The sequence below is a fragment of the Pseudoalteromonas agarivorans genome, assembly GCF_024518735.1.
In the GTDB taxonomy this organism is placed as follows: domain Bacteria; phylum Pseudomonadota; class Gammaproteobacteria; order Enterobacterales; family Alteromonadaceae; genus Pseudoalteromonas; species Pseudoalteromonas atlantica.
Map to the genome: position 1 here is coordinate 324,646 of NZ_JANIGJ010000004.1, position 16,497 is coordinate 341,142.

Genomic DNA, 16,497 nt, shown 5'->3' on the forward strand with positions numbered 1-16,497 from the left:
TATTACAGTGCAAAGAAGTTTTTACCTGCACATATAAGGTGCGATTACGATAAAAATTTTCGCTTATTAATGACAAACTAATGTACAGCAAGTATTAAACCAACTTAATCATTTTTCATTATTAATATATTGAGCAAAAAATCGTATAAAGGTTCACACTAACCTATAAAATTCTTTCGTTATCAGTGTGCTTAAGTAATAATACACAGCATCTTACGTCTCTGAAATACCAAAAATTTCATGTTGAAAAAAAGCATTTTATTTACTACGGTAATTGTATTTATTGCACTTGCCTCCTTTGTAAGCCTTTCTATATATACCCTTTATAGTAAAAAGCAATTATCAGTAGACCCTAAATTAAAAGAAATTTCAGGCATTGAGTTTGATAAAAAAAAGCGTTTGTGGGCGATTAATGATGGCGGTGACGACCCAAAACTTTATCGCCTGGGCGAAGATGGCGCTATTGAAAAAGAAATCCTTGTTACGAATGCTAAAAATATAGACTGGGAAGACATGACGCAAAATAAATTTGGTCATTTTTTCTTAGGTGATTTTGGCAATAATAAAAACGATAGAAAGTGGTTAACTATCTATAAAATAGAAAATCCAATAGATATAAAAACAGAGACCACCGAAGCCGAAATTATTAAGTTTACCTATCCTGAAATGGACGGCACTCCCATTACGCCTAACAAACGCAACTTTGATTTAGAGGCCTTCGTAGAATACAAACGCCATTTATATTTATTTACCAAAAATAGAACAGAACCTTTCGATGGCATAACCAATGTTTATAAAGTGGGCGATCATGCAGCCAATTTTGATGCACAGTTGATTGATTCATTTAAAACATGCACAACTTTAGAAAAACTATGTTGGATCACATCCGCTGCTCTTAGCCCTGACAGGACTAAACTTGTGTTACTTGATTCTACAAGCATTTGGCTGTTCGAAAACTTTAAAGGCGACAAGTTTTTTTCTGGTGATGTGTCTCGAATCGATTTAGGTATTGTTACGCAAAAAGAAGCGATCACCTTTTATGACGATAATACGCTTATTTTTACCGATGAAGAATTTAAAGGGCTGGTAGGAGGAAATGCTTACATTATTAAATTAAACGAAGCACAAAAAACCGTAATCAGACAAGCGCCAAAGGCTGCTGTAAATAAATAGCTATACAATATTTACACAAAATTTTGCTATACACGCGGGCTTTAATAAGACGCTGCACACGCTATTAATTTAATGCGTTGTTATTAAGTGAGTGCAGCGCTTTTTCTACATCAACTCCCAAAATAATAACGCCAACATGATCGCCCTTGGCATTTTTTATCGGTAGACTTAATTGCACCTGAAAATGATGTGTTGAAGCATCATATTCAACACTGTCAAACCGATACGCTAAAGACTGCTGGTATACGAGGCTAAATTTATTCTCATCCCCTTGCCAATAATCACTAGTGATTTTGCTTATAGCCACATTTTTACCTTGCTTATCTGTCACTATAATTTCGGTAATTATGCCTTTGAACTGCCTTTGCCATTGTTTTAAATATAATGAAGCATCAGTAAGTAACATATTTTTAGCTAAATCATGTTGATGTGTTTTGACTTCTTTTATCCAAAGCTCGTCAGCGATTCTAAGCGCTTTGTTTTTCAGCTTTATATGGTTACTTTGCGCCGCGGCATCGGTAATTATTGGCTGTGAAATTAACGCCTTTATTGGCTCTAACAACGTATTTAGTATTTGTACTTGTTCACCCTGTGATAAATAAAACGGCGCAGGGGCGCATTGAGGAATCGTTTCATCGAATTTTTCTAAAAAAGAAGGGTGCGAATTAATAAGCTTATTAGCAGCAAAAACCCCTAATGGCACATAACGATAAAATGAGCGCGGGTAGGCAGATGCGTCAATACCTAAGTGATCGGCAGCATTATTAAAATCATCTAAATCAAGTAATACTTTGTCTACTCTATGATGGTGAAGTACATTTACTATTTCTTCTAGCGAGTTTACTTCAACTAACGAGGTAATATTTTGCGTTTTAAACCAATTAGCCTGATAACTGCCATGGACCACGCCATAACGTAATTTTTTCGGGTCTTTATTAACGCTATCGGGATGAGTAAACCAGTACCAATTTTCGAGGTAAATAGGTGATGACAACTTACCATACTGGCTCATCTCAGAGGTTAAATGCGTTGTAAAATACCCATCCAACCTATCTTGTTTTACCTCGCGACGAGCCCTCAGCCAAGGTAACGATTGCAACTCAAATGGCATGTCCATATTGTGTAAAATGCATTGCACTTGGTTAACCGCATTATCTGGTGTTGTAAGCGATACATTGGTACCAAATTTTAAGGGTTCAGTTAAAGTTAAAAGTGCTAAAAATAACGTTGTGGGCATAATCCATTGCTAAATAATTGTGTTAATTACAATTAGTATAGTAAGGCTTTGCCAAAATATCTAACTTCGATAAAATTAAATATTAAGTTAAATCAATAGGTAACCTTTCGCTTTAGTAACACTTAACTTTAACGCTTAAATTTAGTTTCTAAAATCACTGACGATGTTGTGCGCTCTACCCCATCTAAATTACCTATATCATCAAGTAAATGGCTTAGCTTTTCTAAGTTTTGCGCTTGCACTACAGCAATTAAATCAAACTCCCCACTAATGGCATAAAGCTGGGAAATAGCATCAATCTGTTTAAGTTCTAAATTGGTTTTAGTGGTGAGTTTTTGCATCACCTTTATAGATACATGAGCCGAGACCATACTGGTCAAATAGTCTTCACCGTAATCTACGCTATAGCCTTTTATAACCCCTGTTTCTTCAAGTTTTAACATACGACTTTGCACGGTAGAGCGCGATAAATTAAGCATGCGTGCTAAGTCAGAAATACTGGCTCTTGCATTGGTTTTTAAAATTGAAAGTAGCTTTTCGTCTTGTGGAGTTATCATATTGCTTATTAATTTCGTCATTTTGACTTTTATTGTAATCATTTTTCACAAAATAGCACTGCAAATTTAACCTACAACCTTCGATAATAGTGCTTAATAACAAAAATTACCTAGCTGAGAAAACGCTAACGTTTTTATTTTGCTAATCTTTATTCAATATTCACAATTTTTAGGTGTACATAATGCAAGTAACAAGAGACTTATTTAACGATGTAATGGTGCCAAACTACAATCCGTCGGCAGTTATTCCAGTGCGCGGCGAAGGCTCACGTGTGTGGGATCAAAATAACAATGAGTTTATTGATTTTGCAGGCGGTATTGCCGTTAATTGTTTAGGCCACTGTCACCCAGCGCTTGTATCTGCTTTAAAAGAGCAAGGCGAGAAAATTTGGCACTTATCAAATGTAATGACTAATGAGCCAGCCCTGCGTTTAGCACAAAAAATGGTTGAAGCGACATTTGCTGATAAAGTGTATTTTGCAAACTCAGGCGCAGAAGCCAACGAAGCGGCTCTTAAGCTTGCTCGTCGTTTTGCACTTGACGAACACGGCGAAGATAAATCACAAATCATTGCGTTTAATAAAGGTTTTCACGGCCGTACATTTTTTACAGTAACCGTGGGTGGCCAAGCTGCTTACTCTGATGGCTTTGGCCCTAAACCTGGCGACATTATGCATTGTGATTATAACGACATTGCAGCATTTGAAGCACTCATCAGTGATAAAACATGTGCCGTAATGATGGAGCCACTACAAGGTGAAGGCGGCATTATTTCACCAACAGATGAATTTGCTAAAAAAGTACGCGAGTTATGTACTAAGCACAATGCACTGCTAATTTTTGATGAAGTACAAACAGGCGTTGGCCGCACTGGCGATTTATACGCTTACGAAGGTTTAGGTGTAGTGCCCGATATTTTAACTACGGCTAAAGCTTTAGGCGGTGGTTTTCCTATTGGCGCTATGATCACTCGTACTCATATAGCAGAGCACTTAAAAGTAGGTACGCATGGCTCTACGTACGGTGGTAACCCACTAGCTTGTGCAGTAGCAGAAGCTGCATTTGACACCGTAAACACACCGGATGTACTCAACGGCGTTAAAGAGCGTGAACAACTATTTCGCGATGGCTTAAATGCAATTAACGAAAAATACAACGTATTTAGCGAAGTACGTGGTAAAGGTTTACTTATTGGTGCGGTATTAAACGAAAAATTTGAAGGCCGCGCACGTGACTTTTTAGTTGCCAGTGCTAACAATGGTTTAATGAACCTTGTTGCAGGCGTGAATGTTATTCGTTTTACCCCTTCTTTAGTTATTCCATTTGAAGATATTAAAGAAGGCCTAGCACGCTTTGAAAAAGCAGTAAGCGACGTAGTAAACGGCTAATTTAATTAAGCGCGCCTTAGGGCGCGCTGTTGGAGCAAGTAATAAATGCAAGTATTACGTCCTATTACCACTGAAGACTTTGCTGCACTTAAGCAAATTGCGATTGAATCGGGCCATGGGTTTACCTCACTTCCGGTGGACGACCAGCTATTAAAAGACAAAATAGACCGCGCCGAGAAAAGCTTTGCTAAAAATATCAATCAGCCGTTAGATGAAAGCTACCTATTTGTTTTAGAAGACAGTGAAACAGGTGAGGTTATTGGCACAACCGCCATAGAAGCCGCTGTTGGCTTATCGGTGCCGCTTTATCATTACCATTTAGGTAAAACAGTACACCACTCGCCTACACTTAATGTTTATAACACCGTTGATATTTTAAGCATGTGTAACGATTACACCGGATGCTCTGAAATATGTACTTTGTTTTTGCGCGAAAACAGCCGTAAAGGCTTAACCGGGCGCTTTTTATCACGCTCACGCTTTTTATTTATGGCGCAGCACAGCGAACGCTTTGCCGATACCGTGATTGCTGAAATGCGCGGTGTAAGCGACGAAGATGGTCATTCACCGTTTTGGCAGTGGCTGCAAGAGCACTTTTTTAGTATTGAGTTTCCCAAGGCCGATCATTTAGTGGGGCTTGGCGATAAAGTGTTTATTAGTGAGTTAATGCCTAAATACCCTATTTACGTAAACTTACTCAGTAAAAAAGCCCAAGCAGTGATTGGCAACGTGCATGAAAAAACTAAACCCGCACTTAAACTGCTCGAAAAAGAAGGCTTTGAGCACCGTGGCTACGTGGATTTGTTTGATGCAGGTCCAACGGTAGAAGCCAAGCTTGGTAATATTCGCAGTATTCGTGAATCTCAAGTATGCCCTATTACTATTGGCGAGTTGGAACATATTAGCCAGCACAGCTCAGATACTTTAGCCGTTTGCAATCAAGGTGTAAGTGGGTTTAGAGCAACCTTTACCCAGCACGCCCATTATAACCACGCTAAACACACATTAGTAATAAGCCAAGAAGTGGCTGATGCCCTTAATTTATCCCAAGGAGATGCAGCGCGTTTTTTCCGCCTGTAAAACAAATATGAACACACACCTTATAAATAACCAATGGCATTCAGGCCAAGGCCCCGCTTTTAGCTCTGTTAATCCAAGTAACGGCGAAGTTGTATGGCAAGGTAATGACGCAACAGCTGATCAAGTAGATGCTGCAATCAGTGCAGCTAGAGCCGCACAAGTACAATGGGCAGATACGCCAATTGAGTCGCGTATAACCATACTTGAAAACTTTGTAGCACAATTAAAAGAGCACAGCGAAGAATTTGCAGCCATTATAGCGCGCGAAACCGGCAAGCCTCTTTGGGAAACACGCACAGAAGTAGGCGCTATGACAGGTAAAGTGGCCATTTCGATTAAAGCGTACAACGAGCGTACCGGCACCACTGAAAACCCAATGCCGGGTGCAAAAGCCTTTATACGCCATAAACCACACGGCGTTGTGGCTATATTTGGCCCGTATAACTTTCCTGGGCATTTACCTAATGGCCATATTGTACCGGCTATTTTAGCGGGTAACACCGTGGTATTTAAACCGTCTGAGCTAACCCCTCACGTTGCTGAATTTACTTTATCACTTTGGTTAAAAGCAGGCTTACCAGCAGGTGTGATTAATCTTGTGCAAGGTGAAGTAGAAACAGGTAAAGCACTTGCTTCGCATCAAAACATAGACGGCTTATTTTTTACCGGCAGCTCAAACACAGGTCATTTATTACATAAACAGTTTGCAGGCCACCCAGGTAAAATATTAGCGCTTGAAATGGGCGGTAATAACCCATTGATAGTTAAAGACGTAGCCGATGTAAGCGCTGCAGTGCACGATATTATTCAATCGGGCTTTATTACTTCTGGCCAGCGCTGTACTTGTGCACGCCGCGTGTTTATTGAAAAATCGCTCAATGGCGATGCTATTTTAGAAAAACTTATTAGCGCAACTAAAAACATTGTTGTTGATGACAGCTTTGCAAGCGTTCAACCATTTATGGGCGCCATGATCAGCGAAAAAGCCGCCTTAGGCATGGTTGCAGCGCAAAATGAATTAGTTGCAAGTGGTGGCGAAATACTTGTTGAGCTTAAGCAGCTAAAAGCAGGCACTGGGTTTGTAAGCCCAGGTATTATTGATGTAACTAACATTACCAACAGGGCCGATGAAGAACACTTTGGCCCGCTCATTAAAGTGTATCGCTACAACGACTTTGACAGCGCAATAGCAGAAGCTAATAACACCAGCTTTGGTTTATCAGCAGGCTTACTTGGCGATAACGAAGATGATTACAGCCACTTTTTAAAGCGCATTCGTGCCGGCATTGTCAATTGGAACCGCCCTATTACAGGTGCATCTAGTGCAGCACCGTTTGGTGGCATAGGCGCAAGTGGTAACCACAGAGCCAGTGCGTATTATGCCGCTGATTATTGTGCCTACCCTGTAGCATCAGTTGAGGCCGATAAGGTAAACCTGCCACAAACTTTAGCGCCAGGCTTAGTAATTGAATAAGTAAATAACCCAATTTAAGGATTTAACATGCACACTAACGTAAATACATTATTTGAAAACCTATGGGATAACTATTTAGCCGTTACCCCCTCGGCAGATAAAATTCATGATTTATTAGGCTCAACGCAAAAAGATGACATTATTAACGACCATATTGCGCTGCGGACCTTTAATATTGAAAAAGTAGGCCTAGAAAAACTAGCCGCGCACTTTTTAGCACTTGGTTATACAGAGTGTGGTGAATACCACTTTGAAGCTAAAAAGCTCTATGCTAAACACTACGAGCATAGCGACCCTAAGCAACCTAAAGTATTTATTTCAGAGCTATTAGTTGAAAAGTGTTCACCAGAGTTACAAGCCATTGTGACAGATATGGTAGAGCAAATAGATGAAAACGCAGTAACTGCCGATAACTTTTTATACTCAGGCACCCATTGGCAAGTAAGTAGCGATACTTACAAGCAGTTACTCGCTGAAAGTGAGTACGCAGCGTGGATGTCGGCATGGGGCTACCGTGCAAACCACTTTACTGTAAATATTAATATGCTTGCTAAGTTTGATAATATTCAGGATGTTAACCAAGCACTTAAAGACGCAGGCTTTGCCCTAAATACATCAGGCGGCGAAGTAAAAGGCTCACCAGAGGTGTTATTAGAGCAATCATCAACGCTTGCTGATGATTACGCTGTCACCTTCAGCGACGGCGAACTGCGCATCCCTAGCTGCTTTTATGAGTTTGCTATTAGATACCCTAAAGCCGATGGCGAGCTTTACACGGGGTTTGTTGCAGCCTCTGCTGATAAAATCTTTGAAAGCACTAACGCGCGTTAAAAATAAAACATGCCTTAATGTTTTAACTTAAAAAAAGCCCGTTTGGGCTTTTTTTTATGACAAAAATATTTAGAACATTTACACTAAGTTTTATGCCTGTATTTACTAAATTTTTGATTATCTTGCATGTACTGCTTATATCATCATTGAGCCATGCAAATGAACCACTTACATTACTCTCTAGAGCGAATGCGTCTACTGATGGCTTTTTAAACTCAGATAAAACGTTCGAAAGCCTGCTCAATCATACAATTAATACTAAATTACAGTGGACCAACCAAGCTCGTTTAATCAAGCGACTTATGGGTAATGAAGCAGTATGCAGCTACGATATAATAAAAACGCCCGAGCGTGAAAAACATATTTTGTTCTCAAATATACCAACTACTATTTACGAGCAACGAAAAATATACGCATTTAAACGCACCTTACAAAACTTTCCTGAACGAGTCTCTGTTGCTCAACTACTAGAAAAAGACTTTACCCTTGCCGTAGACTCAGGAACGAGTTATCAAAAACTTGAGCCTGTTTTAACAAAGTATAATGAGCAAATTGCAGCGATAAGCTCAGAAGATACCAGCTCTCAACTGCCTCAACTTCTCATCCATAATAGAATAGACATGATTGTCGATTACGAGGTTAACGTACTCGGTGCACTCACCAGTGAGCAACTAACACAAATAGATAGCCGTGAAATAGCTGAATTTCCAGAATTTGTTAATGGCTACTTTGCATGTAGTAAGTCAGAGCTTGGCGAAAGAGTAATAAAAACCATCAATATTTTAATGAACACCCCCGAAATTTACGACCGCTTACAAAAAAGTTTACAACAAGCCTATAGTGCTGATACATCTAGCGCTATGATGCTTGCTTACTCTCAAGAGCACGTATACTTAACCTCTGATGAGTAAAATCAATCGTCAAGACAAACTCCACAAATCAACATAAACCACTGATTTTAATAACAAATAAATTATTTTAAATTTATTTAAAATTTTTATTGCGCTAAATAAAAACCTACATTATTATCTCGCCGCTTCTTGATGATAGCCAATCCGAGTACATTACAAACCCCGTTTGTAGCAAGGCGATAGAGCAACTATCCAAGAGTGAATTTGACTGTGCGTTTGCACTATTGATCTCACTCAACTGACTCGTGGATACACCATACCCGAGCAGTTGCTTAATTGACTCGGAAAATAAAATGGCTTTATCAACACAACAACAAGACACCGTAACTAAAGTACCTGCAGCAGCGGTTGCTGCAAATCAAGCAATTGATTGCGCGCAACCGAGTATTGCCCACATTGAACAACTTGCTTCACAATTTGGCGCACCTCTAATGGTGCTTGACTGCGACGCTATACGTCGTCAATACCGTGCACTTAAACATGCACTGCCTGGCGTTGTGTTACATTTTGCTTTAAAGCCTTTACCGCATGCTGCTGTCGTGCGCACTTTGTTAGATGAAGGCGCAAGCTTTGATTTAGCAACCAGTGGCGAAGTTGACTTAGTAGCAAGCCAAGGCGTACCAAGCGAGCGCACGATTCACACGCACCCAATAAAGCGCGACAGTGACATTCGCGACGCACTTGCCTACGGCTGTACAGTGTTTGTGGTGGATAACATTAACGAGCTTGAAAAATTTATTGCCTATAAAGATCAAGCCGAAATTTTAGTGCGTTTAAGCTTTCGTAATAAAGATGCATTTGCTGACTTATCTAAAAAGTTTGGCTGCAGCCCAGAGGCGGCAATCGACATTATTAGCCTTGCCCAGCAACTTGGTATTCGTATTAAAGGGTTATCGTTTCATGTTGGCTCGCAATCACCTAACCCAACTAAATACGTTGAAGCGATAAATGCATCTGCAAAAGTGGTTAAACAGGTGGCTGAGTTAGGCTTACCAGCACTTAGTACGCTCGATATTGGTGGTGGGTTTCCTGTACCGTACAGCGCAGATGTGCTACCAATTGATGTATTTTGTGCGCCTATTAATATCGCGTTGGCACAATTACCGGAAACAATGCAAATTATTGCTGAACCTGGCCGTTTTATTGTAGCAAGTAGTGTAACCAGTGTTGCCTCTGTAATGGGACAAGCCACGCGCGAAGGTAAAACATGGTACTACTTAGATGATGGCGTTTATGGCTCTTTTAGCGGTTTAATGTTTGATGAAGCAGCCTACCCTATCGATAGTGCAAAACAAGATAGCGAGCGTTTTGAGTCGGTACTTGCAGGCCCAACATGCGACAGTATAGATGTAATAAGTGATTCAATTATGCTGCCAAAACTAAACAATGGCGATTTAATTATTAGCCGTATGATGGGTGCCTACACACTTGCTACAGCAACCGACTTTAACTTTTTTAAACGTGCTGAGGTCGTTGTATTAAACGAGCAAATGCACAGCCAAGTATTAACAGGTTAAGAAAATAAGTTCCTCGCTATAGGTACGCTGGCTTGTACCTATACATTTCAACGCAGTTGCTCATTCCAACTGCGTTTTTTTTATTGCATTAAATAACTGGGGCTTGTTTACCTTTTTGCTCAACAGAGCAGGCTCTAATAAAAGCAACCTGCGCTACTTATTACAAAAATAATGGTTTATAGTCGTTTTCTAACTGTTCAAACGATAAGTCGCCTATAAATCTGCCAAAGCTTAGCCACGTTGCTAAACCTCGTAAATCTTTAAAATGTGGTGGTACAAATTTTGGACTTTCTATTACACCTAAACTATGTAATTGCGATATAAGTCTAAAATCATCAATCGATATTTTTCCTACCAACAATAATGGCAGCTGATCAATGCGCCCAAGCTGTATAGCAACACGAATTAAGTTATATACCAGCACAAATCCTTTAATGTAAGCAATATCCTTAGTAAAAGGTAAGCCTGTTGCCGTGCTGCCTCTAAATACACGTTGTGCTAACGTATAGCTTTCATCTTTTGAAAGCCCTTGCGCTAAGTAGTCACGGTATATATCAACAAACTCTGCGCCATCAATCACTTTAGTAACTGCTTGAATACGATTTACTAACTTTGATAAACGCCTAGGCGTTGATTTAAGGGTAATTATTTCGGTTAAAACAGCTAAGCCTTCTTGAGTCACTGTTGAGCTTGGCGTCCCTTTACTTAAACAGGTTAGATAAGGCTGAGCTAGCCCGTTTTGCGTTGTACCTACGTGTATCCACCCTTCGTGCACTTCTAAAATATCAAGCTCACGCTGTGAGAATTTAACATCTTGATTTAGCTTAATGTTATTTGCACCTGCAGCAGCATCACTGACAATCCCATCGCTGAGCATAACCTCTACATTAATACCCGCCATACTGCTATTTACTTGCTCAGATAAAATACGCACGGCATCACTTGCATTAATATTTTTAGGATCATCTGGCAAAATATCGGCTATTAATAAGTTTTGCAGTGGTTTTTCTAGCATATTGGCAAGTTCGAACAGTGAAGGTTCACCCGCATGAAATAAATCCTTTGGGTGACCAAAAAGCTCTACCGACAAATCATGAAACTCAGGCGTTCCTCTATACTCAAGCATACTGAGCACCGTTTTATACTCACTACACATTTTACCCATGTATTGAGAAATAGGATTTAGCTGACCTAACTGGTTAATAATATTGCGGTGCAAGTTAGAAAACGCTTGGCGTAATTCGCTGGGGACAAATCCTAAATCTCGTTGCTGGTAATAGGCGCTATCGATTAGCGGATTTTTTTGGCACTTTTGCCTAAAAAACGTGTCTTTGATTTGTTTATCCCAGTTAATGGCATCGAGTATTCTAATGGGTGTTTGTAAAGCAATTAATTGCTCTGACAGTTCGCGAGTTTTAAGGAGTAAAGCCTTGTCTATCATGGTGTAAGCTCAACAAAAAATGAGGCTTGAGCATAAGGTAAAACCAGTTAATAGCAAGATTATTTTAGCGCTTTTTAGGCATTGTTTTTACGGTGATCGACCCTCATATATAAAACGTAATAGCTTTAAACAATAAAGGGTTAATGATGAAAAACGAACTCGATAACAAGCAGATCCTCTCTGTGTACGAACGTATTCAGCAGCGCGGTAAACAAAATGATATTGGTAAACATTATCAAGGTGTTACGGCTTACTCTGACATTGACGGCTACACTATTTACTTAGAAGGTAGCGGCGTATTGTTGCGCTTTGGGTTTCATAATGCTTATCACCTAGATTATGAGCATGACAAACATAAAGACGACTTTTTAAAAAAACTATACAACATTGCTAATGAGGAATAATGCAGCCAAGACGCATTCGTAAACGCACCACAAACAAGCAAACCACCTCGTTTATAAACCAGGTAATCACTGAGCTGCAAGCGCACCCAGAAAAACTGGAGATAATCCGTCGAAACCTAAATGAATACCGCGAACAGACTCACCTTAAACGCGGTTTTTTGCTGGCTATTGAACGCTTTGACTGGGTGTTTGAGGCTAGTAACGATGTTAACTTTATATGCCAACAAATCTTAGCCGATGATTACATAGGTAATCGCCTTAGACGCTACCCACTATTATTTAAAGGCGTTATTAATAGCGCCTAATTTGCACGCCTTTTTTAACCTTAACGTCTCCTCTTATAGCCATTACACACTGCTACTTTTTTAATTAGTACACTAATTAAACATGTGAAATGGTTTCGTTTGCTTATTTAAAATACCCTTCGTACTCTAACTATTACCATTCTAACGAATATTTATCTTTTTTATTACTCATACCCCGTAAACAAATCCTTACTATTTTTACCATTTAAAAATTAACATATAACCCACTGAATATAATCAACTTTATTAATAAAGACCTGCAAGCAGCACTACTACAAATTAACCCGTTTTTATTAATAATCCATCTACATCTTGGTATCTGGTTGTTTACTTGCGTCTTGAATTGTTAGAGCTATTACATTAAGCTTATCTTTATTGAACGTTCAATTAATAAAAATTATGCCTAAAGTCGGAATGGAACCTGTCAGGCGTCAACAGCTAATTGACGCGACCATTGAGTCAGTTGCACAGCGCGGTTTGCAAGGAACAACTATTAACACCATCAGTAAAAATGCGGGTTTATCATCTGGCATTATTAGCCATTACTTTGGTGGCAAGCAGGGGTTAATAGAGGCAACCGTTAGGTATTTGTTATCGAATTTAAAAAATGAATTAATTGAAAAAGTTGAGCCAACCACCAGCGCAATTGAGCGTTTGATGTTTATTGTTGAGGCCAACTTTGCACTTGTTCAACAGCGCAACGACACCACACGTACGTGGTTAAGTTTTTGGGCGCAGTCAATGCACGATCAAGAACTGCACAGGCTGCAAAATGTAAACAGTAATCGCTTGCAAAGTAATTTAGCATTTTCTTTTAAGCAACTAATGCCCGTAAAGCAAGCAAAGCAAGCTGCAGAACTTAGCGCCGCCATGATTGATGGCCTATGGTTAAGAGCAGTATTAAGTCAATCTGACGAAAACCAATTTAAACACAGTGAAACATTAGCAAAAAGCTATGTACATTCACTCATCAAGCAATATGGAGCCTAGCGTGACTACACCTGTCTATCAAAACTTTATTAACGGCCACTTCCTTGCAAACCAAAGTGGTGAAACTTTTGATGTAAAAAACCCAGCCACTGATGAAGTTATTTACTCGGTAGAAGTTGCCGACGAATTTATTCAAAACGCGGCTATCGAAAGTGCAAAACAAGGCTTTGCTCAATGGTCAAAAATGAGCCCAATAGAACGTAGCCGTATTTTATTAAAAGCGGTTGCTTTATTGCGTGAGCGTAATGACGAGCTTGCCTTAGTTGAAGTGCTTGATACAGGTAAACCAATGCAAGAAGCTAACTGCGTTGATATAGAAACAGGCGCAGATGTAATTGAATACTTTGCAGGCCTAGCACCAGCGCAAGTTGGCCAGCAGCAAATGGTTGGCGAAGACTTTTACTATACCCGCAAAGAGCCACTAGGCATTTGTGCTGGTATTGGTGCATGGAACTACCCGCTGCAAATTGCATGTTGGAAATCGGGCCCTGCCCTTGCCGCAGGTAATGCGTTTATTTTTAAACCTTCTGAAGAAACCCCTTTAGGTGCTATTAAACTAGCTGAAGTTTTTGTTGAAGCAGGCGTACCTGCCGGCGTATTTAACGTTGTGCAAGGTGCGGGTGATGTAGGTCAGTGGTTAACCTCTCACAGTGAAATAGACAAAGTGTCGTTTACTGGTGAAGTAGGCACAGGTAAAAAAGTAGTGGCAAGCGCTGCCGGTACATTAAAAGACGTAACAATGGAATTAGGTGGTAAATCACCTTTATTAGTGTTTGAAGATGCCAATATTGAGCAAGCAGTCAGTGCTGCCATGTTAGGTAACTTTTATACGCAAGGCGAAATTTGTACTAACTGTACCCGTATTTATGTTCATAAAAATGTATATCAACAATTTATTGATGAGCTTAAAACACGTACTGAGCAAAATATTATTGCCGGCGACCCACAAGATTTAAATACTAACTTTGGGGCATTAATTTCTAAAAAGCATCAAGAATTGGTAATGAGCTACATAGAAAGTGGCTTGGCCGAAGGTGCAACCCTACTTACTGGCGGTACAACTCTTTCTCCTGCATCAGCGCCTAATGGCTACTTTGTAGCACCTACGGTATTTACCGATTGCAACGATGAAATGACTATTGTTAAAGAAGAAATTTTTGGCCCAGTTATGAGCGTGCTTGTTTTTGAAGACGAAGACGATGTTATCGTCCGTGCAAATGGTACACATCTTGGCTTAGCCGCAGGCGTATTTACTAGCGATATTAAACGTGCGCACCGTGTTATTCACCAATTAGAAGCCGGTATTTGTTGGATTAATGCTTACGGTAATTCACCTGCTGAAATGCCTGTTGGTGGTTACAAGCAATCAGGTATTGGCCGTGAAAATGGCATAGAAACGCTTGATCATTACACGCAAACAAAGTCTATTTATGTGGGCATGGCCGACATAGAAAGCCCGTTTTAAGGTGGCAACTATGAGTAACACTTACGACTATATTATTGTTGGCGCCGGTTCTGCAGGTTGTGTACTTGCAAATCGCTTATCTGAAGATACAAACAATAAAGTGCTATTGCTAGAAACCGGTGGTAGCGATAAAAGTATATTTATAAAAATGCCAACTGCGCTCTCTATTCCTATGAATACAGATAAATACGCATGGCAATTTCACACTCAGCCAGAGCCGTATTTAGATAACCGAGAAATGCACTGCCCACGCGGTAAAGTGTTAGGCGGTTCGTCATCAATTAATGGCATGGTATATGTACGTGGCCACGCGAAAGATTTTGACGAGTGGCAACAACATGGTGCTAACGGCTGGGATTATCAGTCGTGCTTACCTTATTTTAAAAAAGCAGAAAGCTTTTATTTAGGTGAAAATGCGCACCGTGGTGGCACAGGCCCCCTTGGCGTTAATAACGGTAACGAAATGCAAAACCCGCTTTACACCACCTTTATAAAAGCAGGTGTAGAAGCAGGGTATGCACACACAGACGACTACAACGCAGCTCAGCAAGAAGGCTTTGGCCCGATGCACATGACTGTTAAAGACGGTGTGCGCAGTTCGGCCTCGCGCGAGTATTTAGACCCAGTAAAATCACGCAGTAACCTAACAGTTATTACAGGTGCTTTAGCACAAAAAGTGATTTTAGAAGGCAAAAAAGCCACAGGCATTGAGTACACAGTAAATGGCACTCTTAAAACGGCGCATGCGACTAAAGACGTTGTATTAAGTGCAGGTCCAATTGGCTCACCCCATATTTTACAGCTTTCGGGTATTGGCGATAAAGCCATACTTGAAGAAGCCGGTGTTGAGGTAAAGCATCACTTACCAGGCGTAGGTCAAAACTTACAAGATCACCTTGAGTTTTACTTTCAGTACAAGTGTAAACAACCTATTACCTTAAACGGTAAATTAGGTCTTATTTCAAAAGGCTTAATTGGCGCTAAATGGCTACTGACCCGAAAAGGCTTAGGGGCAACAAACCACTTTGAGTCGTGTGCATTTATTCGCTCAAAACCAGACGTTGAATGGCCAGATATTCAGTACCACTTTTTACCAGCGGCGATGCGCTACGATGGACGCAGTGCATTTGCGGGTCATGGTTTTCAGGTGCATGTAGGTCATAACAAACCTAAAAGCCGGGGTAGTGTCACAATTCAATCAGCTAATCCTGAGCAACCGCCGAAAATTTTATTTAACTACTTGCAGCATAAAGACGATATTGAAGGCTTTAGAGCGTGTGTGCGCCTAACTCGCGACATTATTGAGCAAAGTGCATTTGATGACTACCGCGATGAAGAAATTCAACCAGGTAAGCACATTCAAACCGACGAAGAAATAGATGCCTTTGTACGCCAAGCAGTAGAAAGTGCCTATCACCCGTCTTGCTCTTGCAAAATGGGCGAAGATGATATGGCCGTGGTTAATTCTAATACCCAAGTTCACGGTATTGAAGGGCTGCGTGTTGTTGACTCGTCAATCTTCCCTACGGTGCCAAATGGCAACTTAAATGCCCCTACAATTATGGTTGCAGAAAAAGCAGCTGATCTAATTTTAGGTAAAACCCCACTTACACAGGCATCGGTAAACGTTGCCATGAGCAGTAACTGGCAAACAACGCAACGTAATAGCGAGATTTAATTAAGCCATAACGTGCCTAACACTATGTAGGGCACGTTCAACTTGC

Annotated in this window: 15 protein-coding genes; 12 read left to right on the plus strand and 3 right to left on the minus strand. The window is 40.3% G+C overall.

What is annotated here, in order from left to right; translation table 11 throughout:
* Nucleotides 1-240: 240 nt before the first annotated feature.
* Nucleotides 241-1,173, plus strand: a complete 933-nt coding sequence (locus NQT65_RS09920) for a hypothetical protein (RefSeq protein WP_256851086.1) — start codon at nucleotides 241-243, stop codon at nucleotides 1,171-1,173.
* A 64-nt stretch (nucleotides 1,174-1,237) separates the two neighbouring features.
* On the opposite strand, the gene NQT65_RS09925 is transcribed toward NQT65_RS09920, so the two are convergent.
* Both NQT65_RS09925 and NQT65_RS09930 read right to left on the minus strand, forming a co-directional pair.
* The gene (locus NQT65_RS09925; RefSeq protein ID WP_256851087.1) at nucleotides 1,238-2,410 is read right to left on the minus strand and encodes a cellulose-binding family II protein; all 1,173 of its coding nucleotides are present in this window, start codon (nucleotides 2,408-2,410) and stop codon (nucleotides 1,238-1,240) included.
* Between the two features lie 128 nt (nucleotides 2,411-2,538).
* The gene (locus NQT65_RS09930) at nucleotides 2,539-2,967 is read right to left on the minus strand and encodes an Lrp/AsnC family transcriptional regulator (protein WP_004586440.1); all 429 of its coding nucleotides are present in this window, start codon (nucleotides 2,965-2,967) and stop codon (nucleotides 2,539-2,541) included.
* 182 nt (nucleotides 2,968-3,149) lie between these two features.
* Here NQT65_RS09930 and NQT65_RS09935 point away from each other — a divergent pair, with 182 nt between their 5' ends.
* The 6 genes from NQT65_RS09935 to NQT65_RS09960 all read left to right on the plus strand — a co-directional run bounded on the left by NQT65_RS09935 (nucleotide 3,150) and on the right by NQT65_RS09960 (nucleotide 10,168).
* The gene (locus tag NQT65_RS09935) at nucleotides 3,150-4,355 is read left to right on the plus strand and encodes an aspartate aminotransferase family protein (RefSeq protein ID WP_256851088.1); all 1,206 of its coding nucleotides are present in this window, start codon (nucleotides 3,150-3,152) and stop codon (nucleotides 4,353-4,355) included.
* A gap of 45 nt (nucleotides 4,356-4,400) precedes the next feature.
* A complete protein-coding gene (astA, locus tag NQT65_RS09940; protein ID WP_024031782.1) occupies nucleotides 4,401-5,435 on the plus strand; it encodes an arginine N-succinyltransferase in 1,035 nt (344 codons plus the stop codon).
* A gap of 7 nt (nucleotides 5,436-5,442) precedes the next feature.
* The gene (gene astD / locus NQT65_RS09945) at nucleotides 5,443-6,909 is read left to right on the plus strand and encodes a succinylglutamate-semialdehyde dehydrogenase (RefSeq protein WP_256851089.1); all 1,467 of its coding nucleotides are present in this window, start codon (nucleotides 5,443-5,445) and stop codon (nucleotides 6,907-6,909) included.
* A 27-nt stretch (nucleotides 6,910-6,936) separates the two neighbouring features.
* Complete coding sequence (locus NQT65_RS09950; RefSeq protein WP_256846281.1) at nucleotides 6,937-7,740, plus strand: DUF1338 domain-containing protein; 804 nt, start codon at nucleotides 6,937-6,939, stop codon at nucleotides 7,738-7,740.
* A gap of 56 nt (nucleotides 7,741-7,796) precedes the next feature.
* The gene (locus NQT65_RS09955) at nucleotides 7,797-8,651 is read left to right on the plus strand and encodes a transporter substrate-binding domain-containing protein (RefSeq protein WP_256851090.1); all 855 of its coding nucleotides are present in this window, start codon (nucleotides 7,797-7,799) and stop codon (nucleotides 8,649-8,651) included.
* Between the two features lie 293 nt (nucleotides 8,652-8,944).
* Nucleotides 8,945-10,168, plus strand: a complete 1,224-nt coding sequence (locus tag NQT65_RS09960; protein ID WP_082430524.1) for a type III PLP-dependent enzyme — start codon at nucleotides 8,945-8,947, stop codon at nucleotides 10,166-10,168.
* A 160-nt stretch (nucleotides 10,169-10,328) separates the two neighbouring features.
* Here NQT65_RS09960 and NQT65_RS09965 read toward each other — a convergent pair whose 3' ends face one another.
* Nucleotides 10,329-11,609, minus strand: coding sequence for a flavohemoglobin expression-modulating QEGLA motif protein (locus tag NQT65_RS09965; RefSeq protein WP_256851091.1), 1,281 nt, complete (start codon nucleotides 11,607-11,609; stop codon nucleotides 10,329-10,331).
* 146 nt (nucleotides 11,610-11,755) lie between these two features.
* Between NQT65_RS09965 and NQT65_RS09970 the strand changes: the two genes are divergently transcribed.
* The 5 genes from NQT65_RS09970 to betA all read left to right on the plus strand — a co-directional run bounded on the left by NQT65_RS09970 (nucleotide 11,756) and on the right by betA (nucleotide 16,451).
* The gene (locus tag NQT65_RS09970) at nucleotides 11,756-12,013 is read left to right on the plus strand and encodes a DUF3081 domain-containing protein (RefSeq protein ID WP_024031788.1); all 258 of its coding nucleotides are present in this window, start codon (nucleotides 11,756-11,758) and stop codon (nucleotides 12,011-12,013) included.
* Nucleotides 12,013-12,318: a hypothetical protein gene (locus NQT65_RS09975; protein WP_024031789.1), complete on the plus strand. Its 306-nt coding sequence runs from the start codon at nucleotides 12,013-12,015 to the stop codon at nucleotides 12,316-12,318. Before NQT65_RS09970 ends, NQT65_RS09975 begins: the two co-directional genes overlap by 1 nt.
* 414 nt (nucleotides 12,319-12,732) lie before the next feature.
* Nucleotides 12,733-13,308, plus strand: coding sequence for a transcriptional regulator BetI (gene betI, locus NQT65_RS09980; protein ID WP_024031790.1), 576 nt, complete (start codon nucleotides 12,733-12,735; stop codon nucleotides 13,306-13,308).
* A gap of 1 nt (nucleotide 13,309) precedes the next feature.
* Nucleotides 13,310-14,773: a betaine-aldehyde dehydrogenase gene (gene betB / locus NQT65_RS09985; RefSeq protein WP_256851092.1), complete on the plus strand. Its 1,464-nt coding sequence runs from the start codon at nucleotides 13,310-13,312 to the stop codon at nucleotides 14,771-14,773.
* A gap of 10 nt (nucleotides 14,774-14,783) precedes the next feature.
* The gene (betA, locus tag NQT65_RS09990) at nucleotides 14,784-16,451 is read left to right on the plus strand and encodes a choline dehydrogenase (RefSeq protein ID WP_096042949.1); all 1,668 of its coding nucleotides are present in this window, start codon (nucleotides 14,784-14,786) and stop codon (nucleotides 16,449-16,451) included.
* Nucleotides 16,452-16,497: the final 46 nt, after the last annotated feature.